This window comes from Streptomyces sp. NPDC060205 (assembly GCF_042728395.1).
In the GTDB taxonomy this organism is placed as follows: Bacteria; Actinomycetota; Actinomycetes; order Streptomycetales; family Streptomycetaceae; genus Streptomyces.
In genome coordinates, this window is the sequence record NZ_JBHWZP010000201.1 from 1 (window position 1) to 16,943 (window position 16,943).

Sequence of the window (16,943 nt, forward strand, 5' to 3'; positions counted from 1 at the left end):
ATGTGTATAAGAGACAGCCTGAATGGGGGCGCGGGGAACGGCGCAATCTTTCGGCTTGTAGCCGCACGGGCAACGCGACGCCCAGCCCGCCTCCCCAGGGGCGCGGGGAACTGCGCAGTCTTTTGGCTTGTAGCCGCAGGGGAACGCGGCGCTCGGCCCGGACTTTCAGGGGCGCGGGGAACTGCGCGGCCAGCCCCCACCGGGCCCGCACCTGGAAACGGCGCGCACCCCGCGGAGCGCTACGCCGGTCGCTGCAAGACCACCATGCTGCGGTCGACCAGCGACAACCGGTCGCCCGCCTTCACCTTCGCCCCGGTCCCGGGCGCAACCCCCGCGGACCGGCCCGTGTCCACGACCACCTGCCACTGCCGCCCATGATTCACCGGCACCACGAACTCCAGCGTCTTCGGCGAGGCGTTGAACAGCATCAGGAACGAGTCGTCGCTGATGCGCTCCCCCCGCGGCCCCGGCTCGGAGATCGCGTTCCCGTTGAGGAACACCGACAGCGCCCGCGCCTGCGTGGAGTCCCAGTCGTCCTGCGTCATCTCCTCACCGGCCGGCGTGAACCAGGCGATGTCCGACAGGTCGTCATGGGTGCCCTCGACCGGCCGCCCGTGGAAGAACCGGCGCCGCCGGAACACCGGATGCTCGCGCCGCAGCCGCACCATCGCGCGCGTGAACTCCAGCAGCTCGCTGCCGTCCTCGGGCCACGGCACCCAGGACAGCTCGGTGTCCTGGCAGTACGCGTTGTTGTTGCCGTGCTGCGTGCGCGCGAACTCGTCGCCGTGGCTGAGCATCGGCACGCCCTGCGAGAGCAGCAGCGTGGCGGTGAAGTTGCGCATCTGGCGCCCGCGCAGTTCCAGGACGTCCGGGTCGTCGGTGTCGCCCTCGGCCCCACAGTTCCACGAGCGGTTGTGGCTCTCGCCGTCGTTGTTGTCCTCGCCGTTCGCGTCGTTGTGCTTCTCGTTGTACGACACCAGGTCGTGCATCGTGAAGCCGTCGTGGCAGGTGACGAAGTTGATGGAGGCCAGCGGACGCCGTCCGTCGTCCTGGTAGAGGTCCGAGGACCCGGTCAGCCGGGACGCGAACTCGGCGAGCGTCTGCGGCTCGCCGCGCCACATGTCCCGTACGGTGTCGCGGTACTTTCCGTTCCACTCGGTCCACAGGGGCGGGAAGTTGCCCACCTGGTAGCCGCCCTCGCCGACGTCCCAGGGCTCGGCGATCAGCTTCACCTGGGAGACCACCGGGTCCTGCTGGACCAGGTCGAAGAACGACGACAGCCGGTCCACCTCGTGGAACTGCCGCGCCAGGGTCGCCGCGAGGTCGAAGCGGAACCCGTCGACGTGCATCTCGGTGACCCAGTACCGCAGCGAGTCCATGATCAGCTGGAGCACGTGCGGGGACCGCATGAGCAGGGAGTTCCCCGTGCCCGTGGTGTCCATGTAGTAGGTGGGGTCGTCGGTGAGGCGGTAGTACGAGGCGTTGTCGAGGCCCTTGAAGGACAGGGTCGGGCCCAGGTGGTTGCCCTCGGCGGTGTGGTTGTAGACCACGTCGAGGATGACCTCGATACCCGCCTCGTGCAGTGCGCGGACGGCCGACTTGAACTCCAGGACCTGCTGTCCGCGGTCACCCCAGGACGCGTACGCGTTGTGGGGGGCGAAGAAACCGATCGTGTTGTAGCCCCAGTAGTTGTTGAGGCCCATGTCGACCAGACGGTGGTCGTTCACGAACTGGTGAACGGGCATCAGTTCGAGCGCCGTGACCCCCAGTTCGGTCAGGTGTTCGATGATGGCCGGGTGGGCGAGCGCCGCGTACGTGCCGCGCAGCTCGTCCGGAAGCCCCGGATGCAGCATCGTCAGACCCTTCACATGGGCCTCGTAGAGCACCGTGTGGTGGTACTCGGTGCGCGGGAGGCGGTCGTCGCCCCAGTCGAAGTAGGGGTTGACGACCACGGAGCTCATCGTGTGGGGCGCCGAGTCCAGGTCGTTGCGTTTACCGGGCGACCCGAAGTGATAGCCGTACACCTCCTCGCCCCAGTCGATGCTGCCGCTTATGGCCTTCGCGTAGGGGTCGAGCAGCAACTTCGCGGAGTTGCAGCGCTGCCCCCGCTCCGGCGCGTACGGACCGTGCACGCGAAAGCCGTACCGCTGTCCCGGCATCACGCCGGGCAGGTAAGCGTGCCGGACGAACGCGTCGGTCTCGCGCAGCTCTATCGCCGTTTCCGAGCCGTCGTCGTGCAGCAGACACAGCTCGATCCGGTCCGCGGCCTCCGAGAAGACCGCGAAATTCGTTCCGGCGCCGTCGTACGTGGCACCGAGTGGGTACGCCTGTCCAGGCCAGACCTGCATGGATGCAACTCTTCCAGTTGTGCGACGTCGCAGAGGGCGACTCCCGCCCGAGTGTCCCCGAAACTGATGGAACCACCTAGGACTTACCTCCCTCTTACCGGTCGACCAGTGCATACGCGGTATGCCGAACCAGTGGGACTCGATCGACTCCTAGAGATACAGGGGGAGTAGGGGGAAATGTGCGCACAATAGTGCACCGCCATCTGGGCAAGGTGGTGGCGGGCGCGGCCATAGCGGTCGCCGGGACCGCCGTGATGGTCGGCATCACCCTGCCGGGCTCGGCGGGTGCGGACGACACCGGTGGCCAGGGGACGGGGCGGACCGCGCAGACGGCGGGTCAGGCACAGGGGCAGGGCCAGGGGCAGGGCGCCGTGCAGCCGGGTGTCGTCGAGCAGGCTCCGGCCGAGGGCGACCGGGGCAAGGGGCGCGACCCGCTCACCGACGACGAGACCGAGCGGGTCGAGAAGCTCGCCCTGGACCGCGGGCTCTCGCGCAGCAGCGAGAACGTCGAGGGCGACCAGGGGCCGCAGCGGATCACCGTCGACCTCTCCGAGCCCGAGGCGAGCGAACTGGACGACCCGAACGCGCCGCGCCGCGCCGAGGTGTCGTTCTACGACTACAAGGACGACTCGCTCGTCACCAGGACGGTGAACCTCGACACCGGCAAGGTCGAGTCGACCGACACCCAGCACGGCGTCCAGCCGCCGCTCAGCCGCGACGAGACCGTCGAGGCCGCGCGCCTGCTGATCGCCGACCCGCTGGGCGCCGGACTGAGGGCCGACTACAAGGACGCGACCGGCAAGAAGCTGACCACTCCCGACCAGCTGATGCTCAACGGCATGATCTTCCGGGCGGTCCCCGGAACGCCTGCCTCCGTCGCGGACTGCGGCAAGCACCGCTGCACGCGGCTCTTCGTGAAGGTCAAGAACGGGTCCTGGATCGACAGCCGTGACCTGGTGGTCGACCTGAGCGCCCGCAAGGTCGCCAAGGTCGGCTGAGTCTTCCCGGTCCACCGGCCCCCCTCCGTCGAGACAGTCGACTTCGTCGATCTCACTTCACCTTTCCCACTTTCCTGCTTGTGCAAGGGAGTCATTTCTTCATGCGCGTGAACAGAATCAGCCGCGCCCGCAGGCGGACGGCGGTCGGCCTCTCCGCGGTCGCCCTGACCGCCGGCGTCACGACGGCCGCGGGACCGGCCGTCGCCCAGACGCGGACCGCCCCCGCGGCCGCTGCCGCCGCCGACTGCAGCGCGGCGTACAAGATCGAGCAGAAGCTCTCCACCGGCACCACCTGGACGATGTGCTGGCACTACGAGAGCGAGGCCGGGCTCGTCCTGGAGAACGTCTCGTACCAGCCCAAGGGCGAGACCAAGCCGATACGGGTCCTCACCAGCGCCAAGCTCGCCCAGATCCACGTCCCCTACGACGACGGCTCGGTCGAGTACGACGACCTCACCGGCTTCGGCTTCGGACAGGGCCTGATGGAGATGGCCCCCGGAGAGTGCCCGGGCGGCACCATCAAGACCGTCAAGGTCCCGGACGCCTGGGACCCGGAGCACCCGAACGTCAAGGGCCTGTGCACCACGACCCGTTCGCGCGGCCACGCCTACCGCATGCAGGGCGACACGGCGGGCAAGGTCTGGCAGGAGCAGGGCAAGGACCTGCTCGTCTACACGGTCAACCAGGTCGGCTGGTACGAGTACATGACCGAGTGGCGCTTCCAGGACGACGGCACGATCAACATGAACGTCGGCGCCACCGGCAGCCTCTCGCCCGCCGACTACGACGCCGGTGACGGCCGCGGCTGGCCGATAGGCAAGGGCGCCAAGTCGTACGCCACCAGCCACAGCCACAACGTCTTCTGGCGGCTCAACTTCGGCCTCGACGGCAGCTCCAAGAACAAGATCGAGCAGTACGACTCCGTGGTCAGCCCGCCGGCCGCGGGCGGCGAGGCCCCGCGCAACAAGACCACCCGCACCAAGGTCACCAAGGAACTCGCGGGCGACGCCAAGAACATGCGCTGGTGGCGCGTGGTCAGCACGGCCGGAAAGAACAAGGACGAACACGCCCGTTCGTACGAGTTCGTCCCGGGCGCCACCTCCAAGTACCCGGGGCGCAGCTTCACCAAGCACGACATCTACTTCACCGAGTACAAGAAGTGCGAACAGTTCGCCAGCAACAACATCCGCAACTGCGGTACCGGAGGCGGTAAGTCCGTCGACAAGTGGGTCAACGGACAGACCCTCACCCACCCCGTGGCCTGGGTGAACGTCGGCTTCCACCATGTCGCCCGGGACGAGGACCAGCAGCCCATGCCGGTCCACTGGCAGGGCTTCTCGCTGGCCCCGCGGGACGTCACCGCTATGAATCCGCTCACTCCGCCGGAGCTGGCCGACCAGAACGGGCAAGTGGAACGCGGTAGTTGAGAAACGACCTGTCCATCCGGCTGCACCGCCGACCGCTCCCGGAGTACCCTTCCTTGATCGTTGGCTGGGGGAGTGCTCGGGGGAGCGGAAGGCGGTGTGCGGGTGGGGTCCGGAGGGCTGGAGCTGCCCCCTGGTGACGGCGGTCACGAGGGGAGCTCCGCAGATGCCCCACCGGGAGCGGTGTCCCTCGCCCGGCCGATGGAGATCGGCGCGGAGCTGGACTGGGGCGCCGACGCCTGGCGTGAGGTGCGCACCCGCGCGCAGCGGGCCGGGCGGGCCTACATCTGGCTGAACCTCGTCGAACAGCGGCTGCGCGCGGTCGTGGCCGCCGTTCTGCGCCCGATCTACGAGCCCGTGCACGGCGACGACGACTGGGTGGTCGCCGCCGCCGGACCCGCCGGCCAGGAATGGGTCCAGCGCGCCGTCGCCGTACGCGAGGTCAGCCGCCGCAAGGGCTACCTGCTCGACCCCGCCGACGACAACGTCCTGAGCTTCCTGACGCTGCCGCAGCTGCGCGAGCTGATGGTGCAGCACTGGCCGTGCTTCGAGCCGTACTTCGACGAGCGCCGGGACGTCGAACTCGCCCTGGACGAACTGGAAGTCACCCGTAACGTCGTCTCGCGCAACCGCGCCCTGTCCGAGGCCGTCCTCGCCCAGGCCGAGCGGGCGTCCGCGAAACTCCTGGAGATCCTCGGCGCGGGCAGCGACGTGCCGTCCGCCCGCCGGCTGCCCGTCGACGCCGTCGAGAACCTGGTCGGCGACCGGTACGCCGACGTGGTCGCCGTGCACTCGGACCGGGTGCGGCTGCTGCGGCAGTTCCCCGCGGAGGACCTCTTCGGCGGCTCCCGGCGTCTCGACGCGATCGGGATCGGCCTGAACCTCCTCGTGCAGAACTTCTCGGGGCGGCGGCTCGTGCGGCTGGCCGAGTCCGGCTGCCGGACCCGGCTGCTGTTCCTGAACCCCGCGTCCAGCGCGGTCAAGCGCCGCGAGCGCGAACTGGGGATAAAGCGCGGCGAGTTGAGCCGTTCCGTGGAGATGAACATCCTGCACATGCGCCGGGTGCGGGCCCGGCTGCGCGATCCCGGCGCCTTCGAGATCCAGGTCTACGACGAGACGCCCCGCTTCACGGCCTACCTCGTGGACGGGGACGGCTCGGACGGTGTGGCGGTCGTGCAGTCGTATCTGCGCCGCACCCGCGGGATGGAGGCGCCCGTACTCGTCCTGCGGGGCGGCGGCCGGGTACTGAAGCCGGACGAGGCAGGCGAAGAAGGGCTTTTCGGGACGTATCGCGAGGAGTTCGAGGTGGCCTGGGCGGATTCGCGGCCTGTGTCCTGACCGGTCCCGTTCCTTCGGTTGGCCCGGTGGCGGGTGACGTGGCGGCCGGTGACCTGGTGGCGGGTGGTGCGGCGGCCGGTAAGCGGAACGCGGTCCTCGGATTGTCAGTGGCCCATGGCATCGTGGAGATCACTGGGGGAACGCACCACGAAGAAGGGGGCCGGCATGGCTTGGCACGGGGAGCTGCTGATCGGCTTCGACCTGGAGACGACCGGGACCGATCCGCGCGAGGCGCGCATCGTCACCGGAGCGGTGATAGAGGTCCGCGGCGGGGAGCCCGCCGGACGCCGTGAGTGGCTGGCCGACCCGGGGGTCGAGATCCCCGCGGACGCGGTCGCGGTGCACGGCATCAGCAACGAAAGGGCGGCGGCCGAGGGCAGGCCGGCCGACCAGGTGGCCGACGCGATCGCCTCGGTGCTCGTCTCGTACTGGCAGACGGGCGTCCCGGTCGTGGCGTACAACGCGGCCTTCGACCTGACCCTGCTCTCCGCCGAACTGCGCAGATACGGCCTGCCGTCACTGCGCGAGCGGCTCGGCGGGACCGACCCGGGGCCGGTCATCGACCCCTACACGATCGACCGCTCGGTGGACCGTTACCGCCGCGGCAAGCGGAACCTCGAAGCGGTCTGCGCGGAGTACGGCGTCTCGCTGGAATCCGCCCACGACGCCACGGCGGACGCCCTGGCCGCGGCCCGGCTGGCCACCGCGATAGCCGTCCGCCACCCGAAGGTGGCCACGCTCGGCCCGGCGGAGCTGCACCGCCGCCAGATCGAGTGGTATGCGCAGTGGGCGGCGGACTTCCAGAGCTTCCTGCGCCGCAAGGGGGACGCGGAGGCCGTGGTGGACGGTGTCTGGCCCGTCCGCGACCTGACGGACCTACACGTCTGAGCCGGGGTCAGCCGGCGGCGGGGCCGGCGATGCGTTCGACGCGCGGTGCGGCGAGCCGCTCGTAGTCGGCGCCGGAGACGACGAGGGAGCGGTCCAGGCGGGCCGCGTTGAAGTAGAGACGCGGCTGGGATACGACGTCCGGGTCGGCGACGACTTCGAGGTCCGCGTCGAAGCTGAACGGCAGGACGGTACCGGGCACGGAGCGGGCGAGCCGTTCCGCGGTGGCCGCGTCGCTGAAACCGGCGTAGCGGGCCGAGTAGAGCGCCTTGACCGCGTCCAGGTCCACGCGGCGGTCACCGGGGACGACGGCGAGGACGTTGCGGGTGGTCTTCCGGTCGACCTTGACCCGCAGGACGATGCACTTCGCCGCCGCGGACTCCGGGTTGCCGCGCAGGGCGCTGACCGCCTCGGTGTTGCCTTCCGGCTCGTGGTCGATGAGCTGGTAGTCGACGGAGGAGCTGTCCAGCAGGGTGATCAGACGGTCGTAGGTGTCGTGGTGGCCGTGCTCGGACATGCGGGGTCCTCTGCGATCGCTGACGGGGCGGGGATGGTCGTGACGTGCGGGTCCGCTGTGGCCGGGCGCGCAGTTCCCCGCGCCCCTGACCGGGCCCATGGTGCCGCGGCCTTCGCCGGGCGGGCCCGGTGGGCGCGTTCTATCGCCTGGCCCCAGTAGGTTCCGGCGACCAGGAGGGTCGCGCCCATGCCCGTGAGGGGGGTGAAGTGGTCGCCGGCCAGGGCGATTCCCACCGCCGCGGCCCAGATCGGCTCGGTACCGAGAAGGAGACTGGCCCGGCTGGCCGAGGTGCGCTGGACGGCCCAGGTCTGGGCGAGGAAGGCGAACACACTGCAGAACAGGGCGAGATAGAGCAGCTGGGCCCAGCCCACCGCGCCGACGTGCACGAGGGCGGGCAGGTCGCCGGACGCGGGGATCAGGAACAGCACGGTGCCGACGAGGGTCTGCACGGTGGTCAGCCGCAGCGGTCGGACGGCCCGGCCCACGGCGAGCCGGCCGACGAGCGCGACATGGCCGGCGCGAATCACGGCGGCGGCGAGCATCAGCAGGTCGCCGAGCCGGGGCGCGTGGAAACCGTTGCCCGACATGAGGAGGCCGACGGCCAGCAGACAGACGCCTGCGGCGGCGTAGAAGGCCGGCGGGAGACCGCCGCTGCGGCCGGTGCGGTCCAGGAGAGGGGTGATCACGATGGTCAGGCTGATGATGAGTCCCGCGTTGGCGGCACTGGTGTGCGCGACGCCGTACGTCTCCACCACCAGGACGGCCGCCTGGGTGACGCCCAGGGGCAGCCCGAGCCGGATCTCGTCGCGGGTCCACGGGCCCGACTTCCGGTCGGCGGCGACCAGGCCCAGACAGGCGAGGGCGGACAGGGCGTACCGCGCGAACAGCACCACCAGGACGGGCAGTACGGCGGTCGCGGTCTGGGCGGCCAGATAGCTGGAGCCCCAGACGAGCGCGACAAGGAGGAGTACCGCATCGGTACGGCGGGCATCGGGCACGCGCTCACCCTGCCCTGCCAGGACACTGAAGCCCAGAGCCAACTTCTAAAACGATCCTTTAGCATCACTACATCGGAGGGAGGGCCGGAAAAGGGCGGCGAGAGCCGAGGAGGGCTGGGGCCATGGACGAACGACAGCTGAGGATTCTGCGCGAGCTGGGCGAACTGGGCAGTGTCACGGCGGTCGCCGAGGCGCTGCTGGTGACGCCCTCGGCGATCTCGCAGCAACTGCGGCTGCTGCAGCGTGCGATTCCCGTACCGCTCACCGAGCGCCAGGGGCGGCGGCTGGCCCTCACGGACGCCGGGCAGGCCCTGGCCGGTGCGGCGATCGAGGTGGAGACGGCGCTGGAGCGTGCCCGGCACACCGTCGAGGAGTTCGTCGGCCGGCCGGACGGCGAGGTGTCGGTGGCGGCCTTCCACAGCGGGGCCTCGGCGTTCTTCCCGCTGCTGCTGCGGGGGCTGGCCGCACCCGGCGGACCCCGCCTCTCCCTCGCCGACGCGGACGTGACGCAGGACGACTTCCCGCCGCTGACCCGGGAGTACGACCTGGTGCTCGCCCACCGCCTCGAACACACGCCGGGCTGGCCGGGCACGGTCACCGCCACGACCCTGCTGCGCGAACCGCTCGACGTGGCCATGCCCGCCGGCCATCCGCTGGCGGTCAAGCGGCGGCTCACCCCGCTCGACGTGGCCGACGAGCCCTGGATCACCGCGCACGACGGCTTCCCGGTGGTGGCCACCATCGACGCGATCGCGACGGCCGCGGGGCGCCGGCTGCGGCTGGTCCACCGCATCAACGAGTTCGCGGTGGTCGCCGAGGCGGTCGCCGCGGGCGGGGGCCTCGCGCTGATGCCCCGCTGGACGATGCGCCCGCATCCGGCCCTGGTCCTCAGGCCCCTCACCGGCGTCCGGGCCCGCCGCCAGATCGACGCGCTCCACCGCCCCGAACGCACGGCCCGCAAGGCGGTACGCACGGTTCTCACGGAGCTGCACCGGGCGGCCGACACGATCCGCACCCAGGGCTGAGGGCCCCGCCCCTCAAGACAAAAGACTGCGCAGTTCCCCGCGCCCCTAACGGGGCAAAAGCCGGGGCTCAGCCCCGCTTTTGAGGGGCGCGGGGAACTGCGCGGCCAACCCCCACCGAACCCGCAGGTGTGGTCTTGGGGGCGCGGGGAACTGCGCGACCAGCCACGACGCACCCGCAGGTGACATACGGGGCAGGCCGCGGAGCGCCTAGAAGGGGTACCAGCGGACCGTTTCGTCGCCGTCCCGCAGGGAAGCCACCCGCCGCTCGAACTCCGCGAGCGCCCGAGGATTGCTCGGCGCATGCTGCGCGACCCACGCACAGCTCGCGGTCTCCCGCGCCCCGCGCAACACGGCACACCCCTCCCACTCCCGTACATCCCACCCGTACGTCGCCGTGAACGACTCGTACGCCTCGGCGGACAGCCCGTACCGGTCGCGGGACAGCGCCAGGACGACCAGGTCGTGCTCCCGCAGGTCCGCGGAGAACGTCTCCAGGTCGACCAGCACAGGCCCGTCGGGCCCGACATGCACGTTGCGGGGCAGCGCGTCCCCGTGGATCGGCCCCGGCGGCAACGACGGCGTGAGCGCCGCCGCGGCCGTCGCGAACCCGTCCCGCCGCTCCCGCAGGAACGCCGCGTCCGCCGGATCGATCACGTCCCCCGCGAGCCGCAGCCACCGTTCCACCCCGCCCAGCAGCTCACGGCGCGGCAGCGCGAACGCGGGAGCGGGCAGCCCGTGCACCACCCGCAGCAGGGCGGCCAGATCCCGCGGTTCGGCCGGGCGGACGGGGTCGGACAGCCGGTGCCACAGCGTCACCGGGTGACCGTCGACGAACCGCGCCTCGGGCTCGGCGGGCCGCACCGCCGGGACGCCCGCCTCGGCGAGCCAGAGCGCGACGGCCAGCTCCCGCCGCGCCCGGTCGAGGAGTTCGGTGTCGCGGCCCACCTTGACCACCAGGTCGCCGAGGGCGAAGACGGCGTTCTCGCCCAGCGCGAGCAGCACCGCGTCCCGGCCGTCGCGCCCGGGCCCGGCCGGGCCGATACGCGCCTCGGCGAGTACGTGCCGCGCCTGTGCCTCGTCCATCACTCGCCTTCCGTGAAGCCTTCGGCCGAGCCCCCGGCCCGACCCTCGGCTCCCGCAGTTCCCGCTCGGTTCCCGTTCACGTGGTCGCCCGCCATTCTGCCCCGGGCCGTGGACACGACAGCACGCCGTACGCCGCCCGGTGCCCCATCCGCACTGGTGGGGGCCGCGGGCCGGGCGCGCGTGCTGTCTTGACGCCGTGTCGCCGGATCACGACGATGACGGGGGCCACCGGGACGGCCAGATCCGCACGAACCGTTCAGAGGAGCCGATTCCGTGACATTGGCGACCGCGAGGAAGCGGTCAGCGAAGCCCTCACCGCGGGCCGGCGGGCCGGGCCGCCCCGTCGACCACGGCGCCTGGTTCCTGGTGCTGCCCGCGCTGATCCCGATCCTGGTGCTCAGCGTCGGCCCGCTCCTGTACGGCATCGCGCTGGCGTTCACCGACGCGCAGTCGGGCCGGACCGAGCCCACGCAGTGGATCGGCGCCCTCAACTTCCAGGATCTGCTGCACGACACCCTGTTCTGGGAGTCGTTCCGGATCGGCCTGGTGTGGGCGGTCGGTGTGACCGTCCCGCAGTTCGTCCTCGCGCTGGGGCTCGCCCTGCTGCTCAACGAGGAGCTGCGGCTGCGCTGGCTGGCGCGGGCGCTCGCGATCATCCCGTGGGCGATGCCCGAGGTCGTGGTCGGCATCATGTGGCGGCTCGTCTACAACCCGGACGCGGGCATCCTCAACGAGACGCTCCGCGATCTGGGCCTGGGCGACGGCCGGGACTGGCTGTCGAACCTCGCGACCGCGCTGCCCGCGGTGATCGTCGTCGGGATCTGGGCCGGCATGCCCCAGACGACGGTCGCCCTGCTCGCCGGACTGCAGAACACCCCGCGCGAACTCCACGAGGCGGCGGCCATGGACGGCGCGGGCGCCTGGCGGCGGTTTCGCACGGTCACCTGGCCCGCGCTGAAACCGGTCGCGCTCGCCATCACGGCGCTCAACTTCATCTGGAACTTCAACTCGTTCGCCCTGGTCTACGTGCTGACCCAGGGCGGTCCCGGCGGCCGTACCCGGCTGCCGATGCTGTTCGCCTACGAAGAGGCCTTCCGTTACGGCCAGTTCGGCTACGCGGCGGCGATGGGATGCGTGATGGTCGCGGTGATCTCGGTGATCCTCGCCATCCACCTGGTCGGCCGGCTGCGGGGAGGCGAGGACGCGTGAGGACGAGCAGAAGGGCCCGCGCCGGCCAGTACGCGGCGCTCCTCGCGTATCTGGTCTTCCTCGCCTTCCCGTTCCTGTGGCTGGTCTCCACGGCTTTCAAGCCGGCGCGTGAGCTGGCCAGTCTGCATCCGACCTGGCTGCCCCAGGATCCGACGCTCGACAACTTCCGGCAGGCCTTCGACGAACAGCCGCTGCTGCGGGCCGCCTTGAACTCCCTGGTCGCGGCGCTCGGCGCGGCCGTGATCGCCGTACTGATCGCCACCCCGATGGCGTACGTCATGGCCCGGCACCGCACCCGGCTGGCGAAAGCGGCCACCGGCTGGGTGGTCGTCAGCCAGGCCTTCCCGTTCGTCCTGGTGATCATTCCGCTGTTCCTCGTCCTGAAGAACCTGCACCTGATCAACTCGGTGGCCGGTCTTGTCATGGTCTACGTGGTGTGGGCCCTGCCGTTCGCGCTCTGGATGCTCGTGGGGTACGTACGGGCGGTGCCGGCCGAGATGGAGGAGGCCGCCGCGGTGGACGGCGCGGGCAAGGTGCGCACCCTGGTCTCGATCACCGCGCCGCTCCTCGCGCCGGGCATCGTGGCCACGGCCCTGTTCGCGTTCATCACCGCGTGGAACGAGTTCTTCTTCGCCCTGGTGCTGCTCAAGACCCCGGAGAAACAGACCTTGCCCGTCGTCCTCACCCACTTCCTCGGCGCGGAGGGCGTGGCGGACCTCGGCCCGCTCGCCGCCGCCGCGTTCCTGGCGACCATCCCGTCGCTGGTCGTCTTCGCGCTCATCCAGAAACGGATCACGGGCGGCATGCTGGCCGGGGCGGTGAAGAGCTGATGCGCACCGGACGGCGTACGGGATCGCGTACGAGGTGGATCGCCGCGCTCGCAGCGGGGCTGGTGCTCGTCGCGGGCTCCGGCTGTTCCGGCGACGGGGGCGGCTCCGAGGACGGGCGGATCACCCTGCGCTTCCAGTCGCTGGCCTGGCAGAAGGAGTCCGTCGACGCCAACAAGGAACTGGTGCGGGAGTGGAACGCCGCGCATCCGGACGTCGAGGTCGAGTACGTACAGGGCTCCTGGGACAGCGTCCACGACCAGCTGCTCACGTCCTTCGAGGGCGGCGAGGCGCCGGACATCATCCACGACGCCTCGGACGACCTCGCGGACTTCGCGTACGGCGGGTATCTCGCGGACCTGCGCGGGCTGCTGTCCGAGCGGCTCACTTCCGACATCCCCTCACGGAGCTGGGAGACGACGACGTTCGGGGACGGGATCTACGGTGTGCCGTTCCTCCAGGAGCCGCGCGTCCTGATCGCCAACGCCACGTGGCTCAAGGAGTCGGGGGTACGGATCCCGACGCCCGAGAAACCCTGGAGCTGGGACGAGTTCAGGAGGATCACCGACCGGCTGAGCACCGGGGAGGGGAAGTACGGGGTGGCCTGGCCGCTCAAGGAGCCTGTCTCGGCGACCCTCAACCTGTCGTTGTCGACCGGCGGGCAGCTCTTCCACCGCGGGGCCGACGGCAAGGTGAGGATCCGGTTCGAGGAGGGCGACGAGGTCGTGCCGCGGACCATTCACGACCAGGTCAACGTCGACGAAAGCGCGTCCGGTTCGACGCTCGGCAGTGGCGGTTCCGACACCCTGCCCGGGTTCTTCGGCGGCAAGTACGCGATGGTTCCGCTCGGGTTCTCCTACCGGCAGCAGATCGTGCAGCAGGCGCCGAAGGGGTTCGACTGGCAGGTGCTGCCCGCGCCCGCCGGTGCCGACGGGCTCACCCAGGGGGTCAGTCCGCAGACGCTGTCCGTCGCCGAGGACAGCCCGCACAAGAAGGAGGCCGCGGCCTTCATCGACTTCCTGCTCCGGCCGCGGAACATGGTGCGGCTCGCGCTCGGGGACTGGATGCTGCCGACGGGGACGGAGGCGTTGCGGGATCCGGCGCTGCGGGGTGAGAAGGACGGGTGGGCCGTGGGGGCGGCGGTCGCCGGGCAGCTGCGGTCCGCTCCCGCGCAGTCCGTGCGGGGGTATCCGGAGTGGAAGGACAAGGTGGCTACGCCTGCTTATCAGTCGTACTACAGCGGGGCCATCGGGATGGGGGAGTTGCGGCGGCGGCTGGTGGGGGACGGGAACCGGGTTCTGGCGCGATATCAGAGGTGACGGGCGGTTGGGTCGGGGGTGGGGTGGGGTCGGGTCGGTGGGGTGTCGGGTGCGGGTCCGTCGTGGCTGGTCGCGCAGTTCCCCGCGCCCCTGAAAAGCGGGTGGTGCGGCGGGTTCGTCGGGTGCGGGTCCGGTGGGGGCTTGTCGCGCAGTTCCCCGCGCCCCTTGAAAGCCGGCGGCCCGGCTTCCTGGTGCGCGTGCCCCCGAAGGGTCGGCGGGTAATTAGATTGCACGAGACGTCTCGTCTTGTTTAGGGTCGGGGTATGAATATCCCCCGTACCGCCCCCGCCCACATCGCCATGTTCTCCGTCGCCGCTCACGGGCATGTGAATCCGAGTCTTGAAGTGATCCGGGAGCTTGTCGCCCGGGGGCATCGGGTGACGTACGCGATTCCGCCCGTCTTCGCCGAGAAGGTCGCGGAGGCCGGCGCCGAGCCGAAGCTCTGGACCTCGACCCTGCCGTCGCCCGACGACGACCCCAGCGCCTGGGGAAGCACGCTCCTGGACAACGTGGAACCCTTCCTCGCGGACGCGATCCAGGCGCTTCCGCAGCTCATCGAGGCGTACGAGGGCGACGAGCCGGACCTCGTGATCCACGACATCACCTCGTACCCGGCCCGCGTCCTCGCCCACCGCTGGGGCGTCCCCGCCGTCTCTCTCTCACCGAACCTCGTCGCCTGGGAGGGGTACGAGGAGGAGGTCGCCGAGCCCATGTGGGCGGAGCCGAGGAAGACCGAGCGGGGGCAGGCCTACTACGCCCGCTTCCAGGCCTGGCTGGACGAGAACGGGGTCGGTCTGGACCCCGATTCCTTCAGCGGTCGGCCCGCCCGTTCCCTCGTTCTCATCCCGAAGGTGCTCCAGCCGAACGCCGACCGGGTCGACGAGTCCGTGTACACCTTCGTCGGCGCCTGCCAGGGCGACCGCGCCGCCCAGGGCGAGTGGCGGCGGCCCGACGGCGCCGAGCGCGTCGCCCTCGTGTCCCTGGGGTCCGCCTTCACCAAGCAGCCCGCCTTCTACCGCGCGTGCGCGAAGGCGTTCGGCGCCCTGCCGGGCTGGCACCTGGTGCTCCAGATCGGCAAGCACGTCGACCCGGCCGAACTCGGCGAGATCCCGGCGAACGTGGAGGTCCGCGACTGGGTCCCGCAGCTCGCGATCCTCAAGCAGGCCGACGTCTTCGTCACGCACGCCGGAGCGGGTGGCAGCCAGGAGGGGATGGCGACCGCCACGCCCATGGTCTGCGTACCGCAGGCCGTCGACCAGTTCGGCAACGCGGACGTGCTGCAGGCGCTCGGAGTGGCCCGCCATCTGCCCATGGAAGAGGTCACCGCCGACACGCTGCGCGAAGCCGTACTGGCGATCGCCGACGATCCGGAAGTGGCACGGAAACTCAAGGTGATCCAGGCCGAGATGGCGGCCGAAGGAGGAACTTCGCGCGCCGCGGATTTGATCGAAGCGGAAATTCCCAAAGGGCACGACGAAGCCTGACAGGACGTAGAACGCCTGCTCAGGTGACCCTCAGCGAACCCGGAATTCCCCCGGGTCACGGTTCCATGGAATTGGTGAAGCCATGGCGCACTTTGGATAACGGGAAGGTCATTAGATAACGCTCGGGTAACGCAGGGCTCTTGCTGTCGGGTCATGGATCCGGTTGCTGAGTTCGACCCCTGACCCCCGCAGAAGGTTGCACGGGCTACTTCTTGTTCTTTGATCGAACACCTTCTTAGCGTGAGGTGAACTCGATACGAACTTTGGGAAGTTGACCTATGCGCCGTGACATACCGCCCCTCGCAGAGGTGCGCCGCATCACCGAGAAGAAGCGGGACGCCTGGTGGACCGTGCTGCTCGTCGACCCGGTCGCCACCCCGCTGGTGCGGTTGACCGCGAAGTACACGCGGATCACCCCGAACCAGATCACCTGGGGCGCGTTCCTGCTCGGTCTGGTCTCGGCGGCGTTCTTCGCGTTCGGTGACTGGCGGTGGCTGATCGCCGGCGCGTTCGTCTACCACCTGAGCTTCATCCTCGACTGCATGGACGGGAAGGTGGCCCGCCTCACCGGGCAGGGCTCGGTTTTCGGCGCCTGGCTGGACTTCGTCTTCGACCGCATCCGGGTGGCGGTGTGCGGCGTCGCGCTGATGGCGGGGCAGTACGACCGCACCGGCGAGACGATCTACATCTGGCTGGCCGCCGCGGTCGTCTTCCTCGACACGCTGCGCTACATCAACGGCCTGGAGATCTTCAAGATCCGCCACACCATGCGCAAGCAGATCAAGGCCAGGGTGCGGGCGGCCCGCCGCGCGGAGAACTCCGCGGAGCTCGCCTTCATGGAGGACCTGCTGCGCAACAACCCCGAGGCGGACATCGAGCAGGACATCCGCCAGGCGGCCACGGCCACCGTGACGCCGGGGGGCGTCGCGGAGGCCGCGGAGGTCGCGGAGATCGCTGAGAGCCCCGAAGTCGCCGCCTTCGCGGAGCGCGAGCACACGGCGACGACCGCGGCAGCGGCTGCGGCTCCGGTTTCGATCTCGGCTTCGGCTGAGGCGGTCGAGGACGAGGCCGGAGCCGAGTCCGAGGCGCCGGCCAAGGCTCCGGCCCGGGTGATCGACCTGCACCAGGAGTTCAGGCACCGCTTCCCGGTCTATCTCCGCGCGCGTTCCTTCTTCCTGCGCCACCGCATCCGTACGCACCTGGTGAGCGGTATCGAGTTCCAGATGGGCGTCTTCATCCTGGGTCCGCTGTTCGACTCGGTCATCAAGGCGACCATCGTCTCCGGTGCCCTGCTCCTCGTCTTCGAGCTCGCCATCATCTACAAGCTGCTGCTCTCCACCCGCGACTTCACGCGCACGATCGACTCCTTCGAGCGCGAAGAGGTCCCCACCGCGGCCTGACCGTCGGACCGCGTGACCGTCGGACCACGACAAGGCGTACCGCGCACAGCACACCGCGCACAGGCACGCCGCGCACGGCAGCGGGGCC

The 16,943-nt window shown here is 70.3% G+C and carries 14 protein-coding genes; 10 read left to right on the top strand and 4 right to left on the bottom strand.

Annotated features, from left to right (window positions below; translation table 11 throughout):
• Positions 1-239: 239 nt before the first annotated feature.
• Positions 240-2,348 (bottom strand): glycogen debranching protein GlgX, encoded by a 2,109-nt coding sequence (gene glgX / locus ACFWGJ_RS29060; protein WP_387330428.1) that lies wholly within the window; start codon positions 2,346-2,348, stop codon positions 240-242.
• Positions 2,349-2,527: 179 nt separating this feature from the next.
• On the opposite strand from glgX, the gene ACFWGJ_RS29065 reads away from it, so the two are divergent.
• The 4 genes from ACFWGJ_RS29065 (at position 2,528) to ACFWGJ_RS29080 (ending at position 6,996) form a co-directional block, all read left to right on the top strand.
• Positions 2,528-3,346, top strand: a complete 819-nt coding sequence (locus tag ACFWGJ_RS29065) for a Tat pathway signal sequence domain protein (protein ID WP_387330431.1) — start codon at positions 2,528-2,530, stop codon at positions 3,344-3,346.
• Between the two features lie 101 nt (positions 3,347-3,447).
• Complete coding sequence (locus tag ACFWGJ_RS29070; protein ID WP_387330434.1) at positions 3,448-4,773, top strand: copper amine oxidase; 1,326 nt, start codon at positions 3,448-3,450, stop codon at positions 4,771-4,773.
• A 102-nt stretch (positions 4,774-4,875) separates the two neighbouring features.
• A complete protein-coding gene (locus ACFWGJ_RS29075; RefSeq protein WP_387330436.1) occupies positions 4,876-6,108 on the top strand; it encodes an SAV2148 family HEPN domain-containing protein in 1,233 nt (410 codons plus the stop codon).
• A gap of 165 nt (positions 6,109-6,273) precedes the next feature.
• Positions 6,274-6,996 carry a 3'-5' exonuclease gene (locus tag ACFWGJ_RS29080; RefSeq protein WP_387330437.1) on the top strand — a complete coding sequence of 241 codons (723 nt, stop codon included), beginning with the start codon at positions 6,274-6,276 and terminating at the stop codon, positions 6,994-6,996.
• A gap of 7 nt (positions 6,997-7,003) precedes the next feature.
• Here ACFWGJ_RS29080 and ACFWGJ_RS29085 read toward each other — a convergent pair whose 3' ends face one another.
• Together ACFWGJ_RS29085 and ACFWGJ_RS29090 are read right to left on the bottom strand one after the other, a co-directional pair.
• Positions 7,004-7,510 (bottom strand): YbaK/EbsC family protein, encoded by a 507-nt coding sequence (locus ACFWGJ_RS29085; protein ID WP_387330440.1) that lies wholly within the window; start codon positions 7,508-7,510, stop codon positions 7,004-7,006.
• Positions 7,471-8,508: a DMT family transporter gene (locus ACFWGJ_RS29090; RefSeq protein ID WP_387330442.1), complete on the bottom strand. Its 1,038-nt coding sequence runs from the start codon at positions 8,506-8,508 to the stop codon at positions 7,471-7,473. Before ACFWGJ_RS29090 ends, ACFWGJ_RS29085 begins: the two co-directional genes overlap by 40 nt.
• A gap of 122 nt (positions 8,509-8,630) precedes the next feature.
• On the opposite strand from ACFWGJ_RS29090, the gene ACFWGJ_RS29095 reads away from it, so the two are divergent.
• Positions 8,631-9,533 carry a LysR family transcriptional regulator gene (locus tag ACFWGJ_RS29095; RefSeq protein WP_387330444.1) on the top strand — a complete coding sequence of 301 codons (903 nt, stop codon included), beginning with the start codon at positions 8,631-8,633 and terminating at the stop codon, positions 9,531-9,533.
• Between the two features lie 207 nt (positions 9,534-9,740).
• Here the strand turns inward: ACFWGJ_RS29095 and ACFWGJ_RS29100 are convergent, their stop codons facing one another.
• On the bottom strand, positions 9,741-10,616 hold the full coding sequence (locus ACFWGJ_RS29100) for a phosphotransferase enzyme family protein (protein ID WP_387330446.1): 876 nt from the start codon (positions 10,614-10,616) through the stop codon (positions 9,741-9,743).
• A gap of 273 nt (positions 10,617-10,889) precedes the next feature.
• Between ACFWGJ_RS29100 and ACFWGJ_RS29105 the strand changes: the two genes are divergently transcribed.
• The 5 genes from ACFWGJ_RS29105 (at position 10,890) to ACFWGJ_RS29125 (ending at position 16,855) form a co-directional block, all read left to right on the top strand.
• Complete coding sequence (locus ACFWGJ_RS29105) at positions 10,890-11,825, top strand: carbohydrate ABC transporter permease (RefSeq protein ID WP_387330448.1); 936 nt, start codon at positions 10,890-10,892, stop codon at positions 11,823-11,825.
• A complete protein-coding gene (locus ACFWGJ_RS29110; protein WP_387330450.1) occupies positions 11,822-12,655 on the top strand; it encodes a carbohydrate ABC transporter permease in 834 nt (277 codons plus the stop codon). Before ACFWGJ_RS29105 ends, ACFWGJ_RS29110 begins: the two co-directional genes overlap by 4 nt.
• A complete protein-coding gene (locus ACFWGJ_RS29115) occupies positions 12,655-13,971 on the top strand; it encodes an ABC transporter substrate-binding protein (RefSeq protein ID WP_387330452.1) in 1,317 nt (438 codons plus the stop codon). The genes ACFWGJ_RS29110 and ACFWGJ_RS29115 overlap by 1 nt, the downstream gene beginning before the upstream one ends.
• Before the next feature lie 263 nt (positions 13,972-14,234).
• Positions 14,235-15,455, top strand: a complete 1,221-nt coding sequence (gene mgt / locus ACFWGJ_RS29120) for a macrolide-inactivating glycosyltransferase (RefSeq protein WP_387330454.1) — start codon at positions 14,235-14,237, stop codon at positions 15,453-15,455.
• Positions 15,456-15,733: 278 nt separating this feature from the next.
• Positions 15,734-16,855, top strand: coding sequence for a CDP-alcohol phosphatidyltransferase family protein (locus ACFWGJ_RS29125; protein ID WP_387330457.1), 1,122 nt, complete (start codon positions 15,734-15,736; stop codon positions 16,853-16,855).
• Positions 16,856-16,943 lie beyond the last annotated feature (88 nt).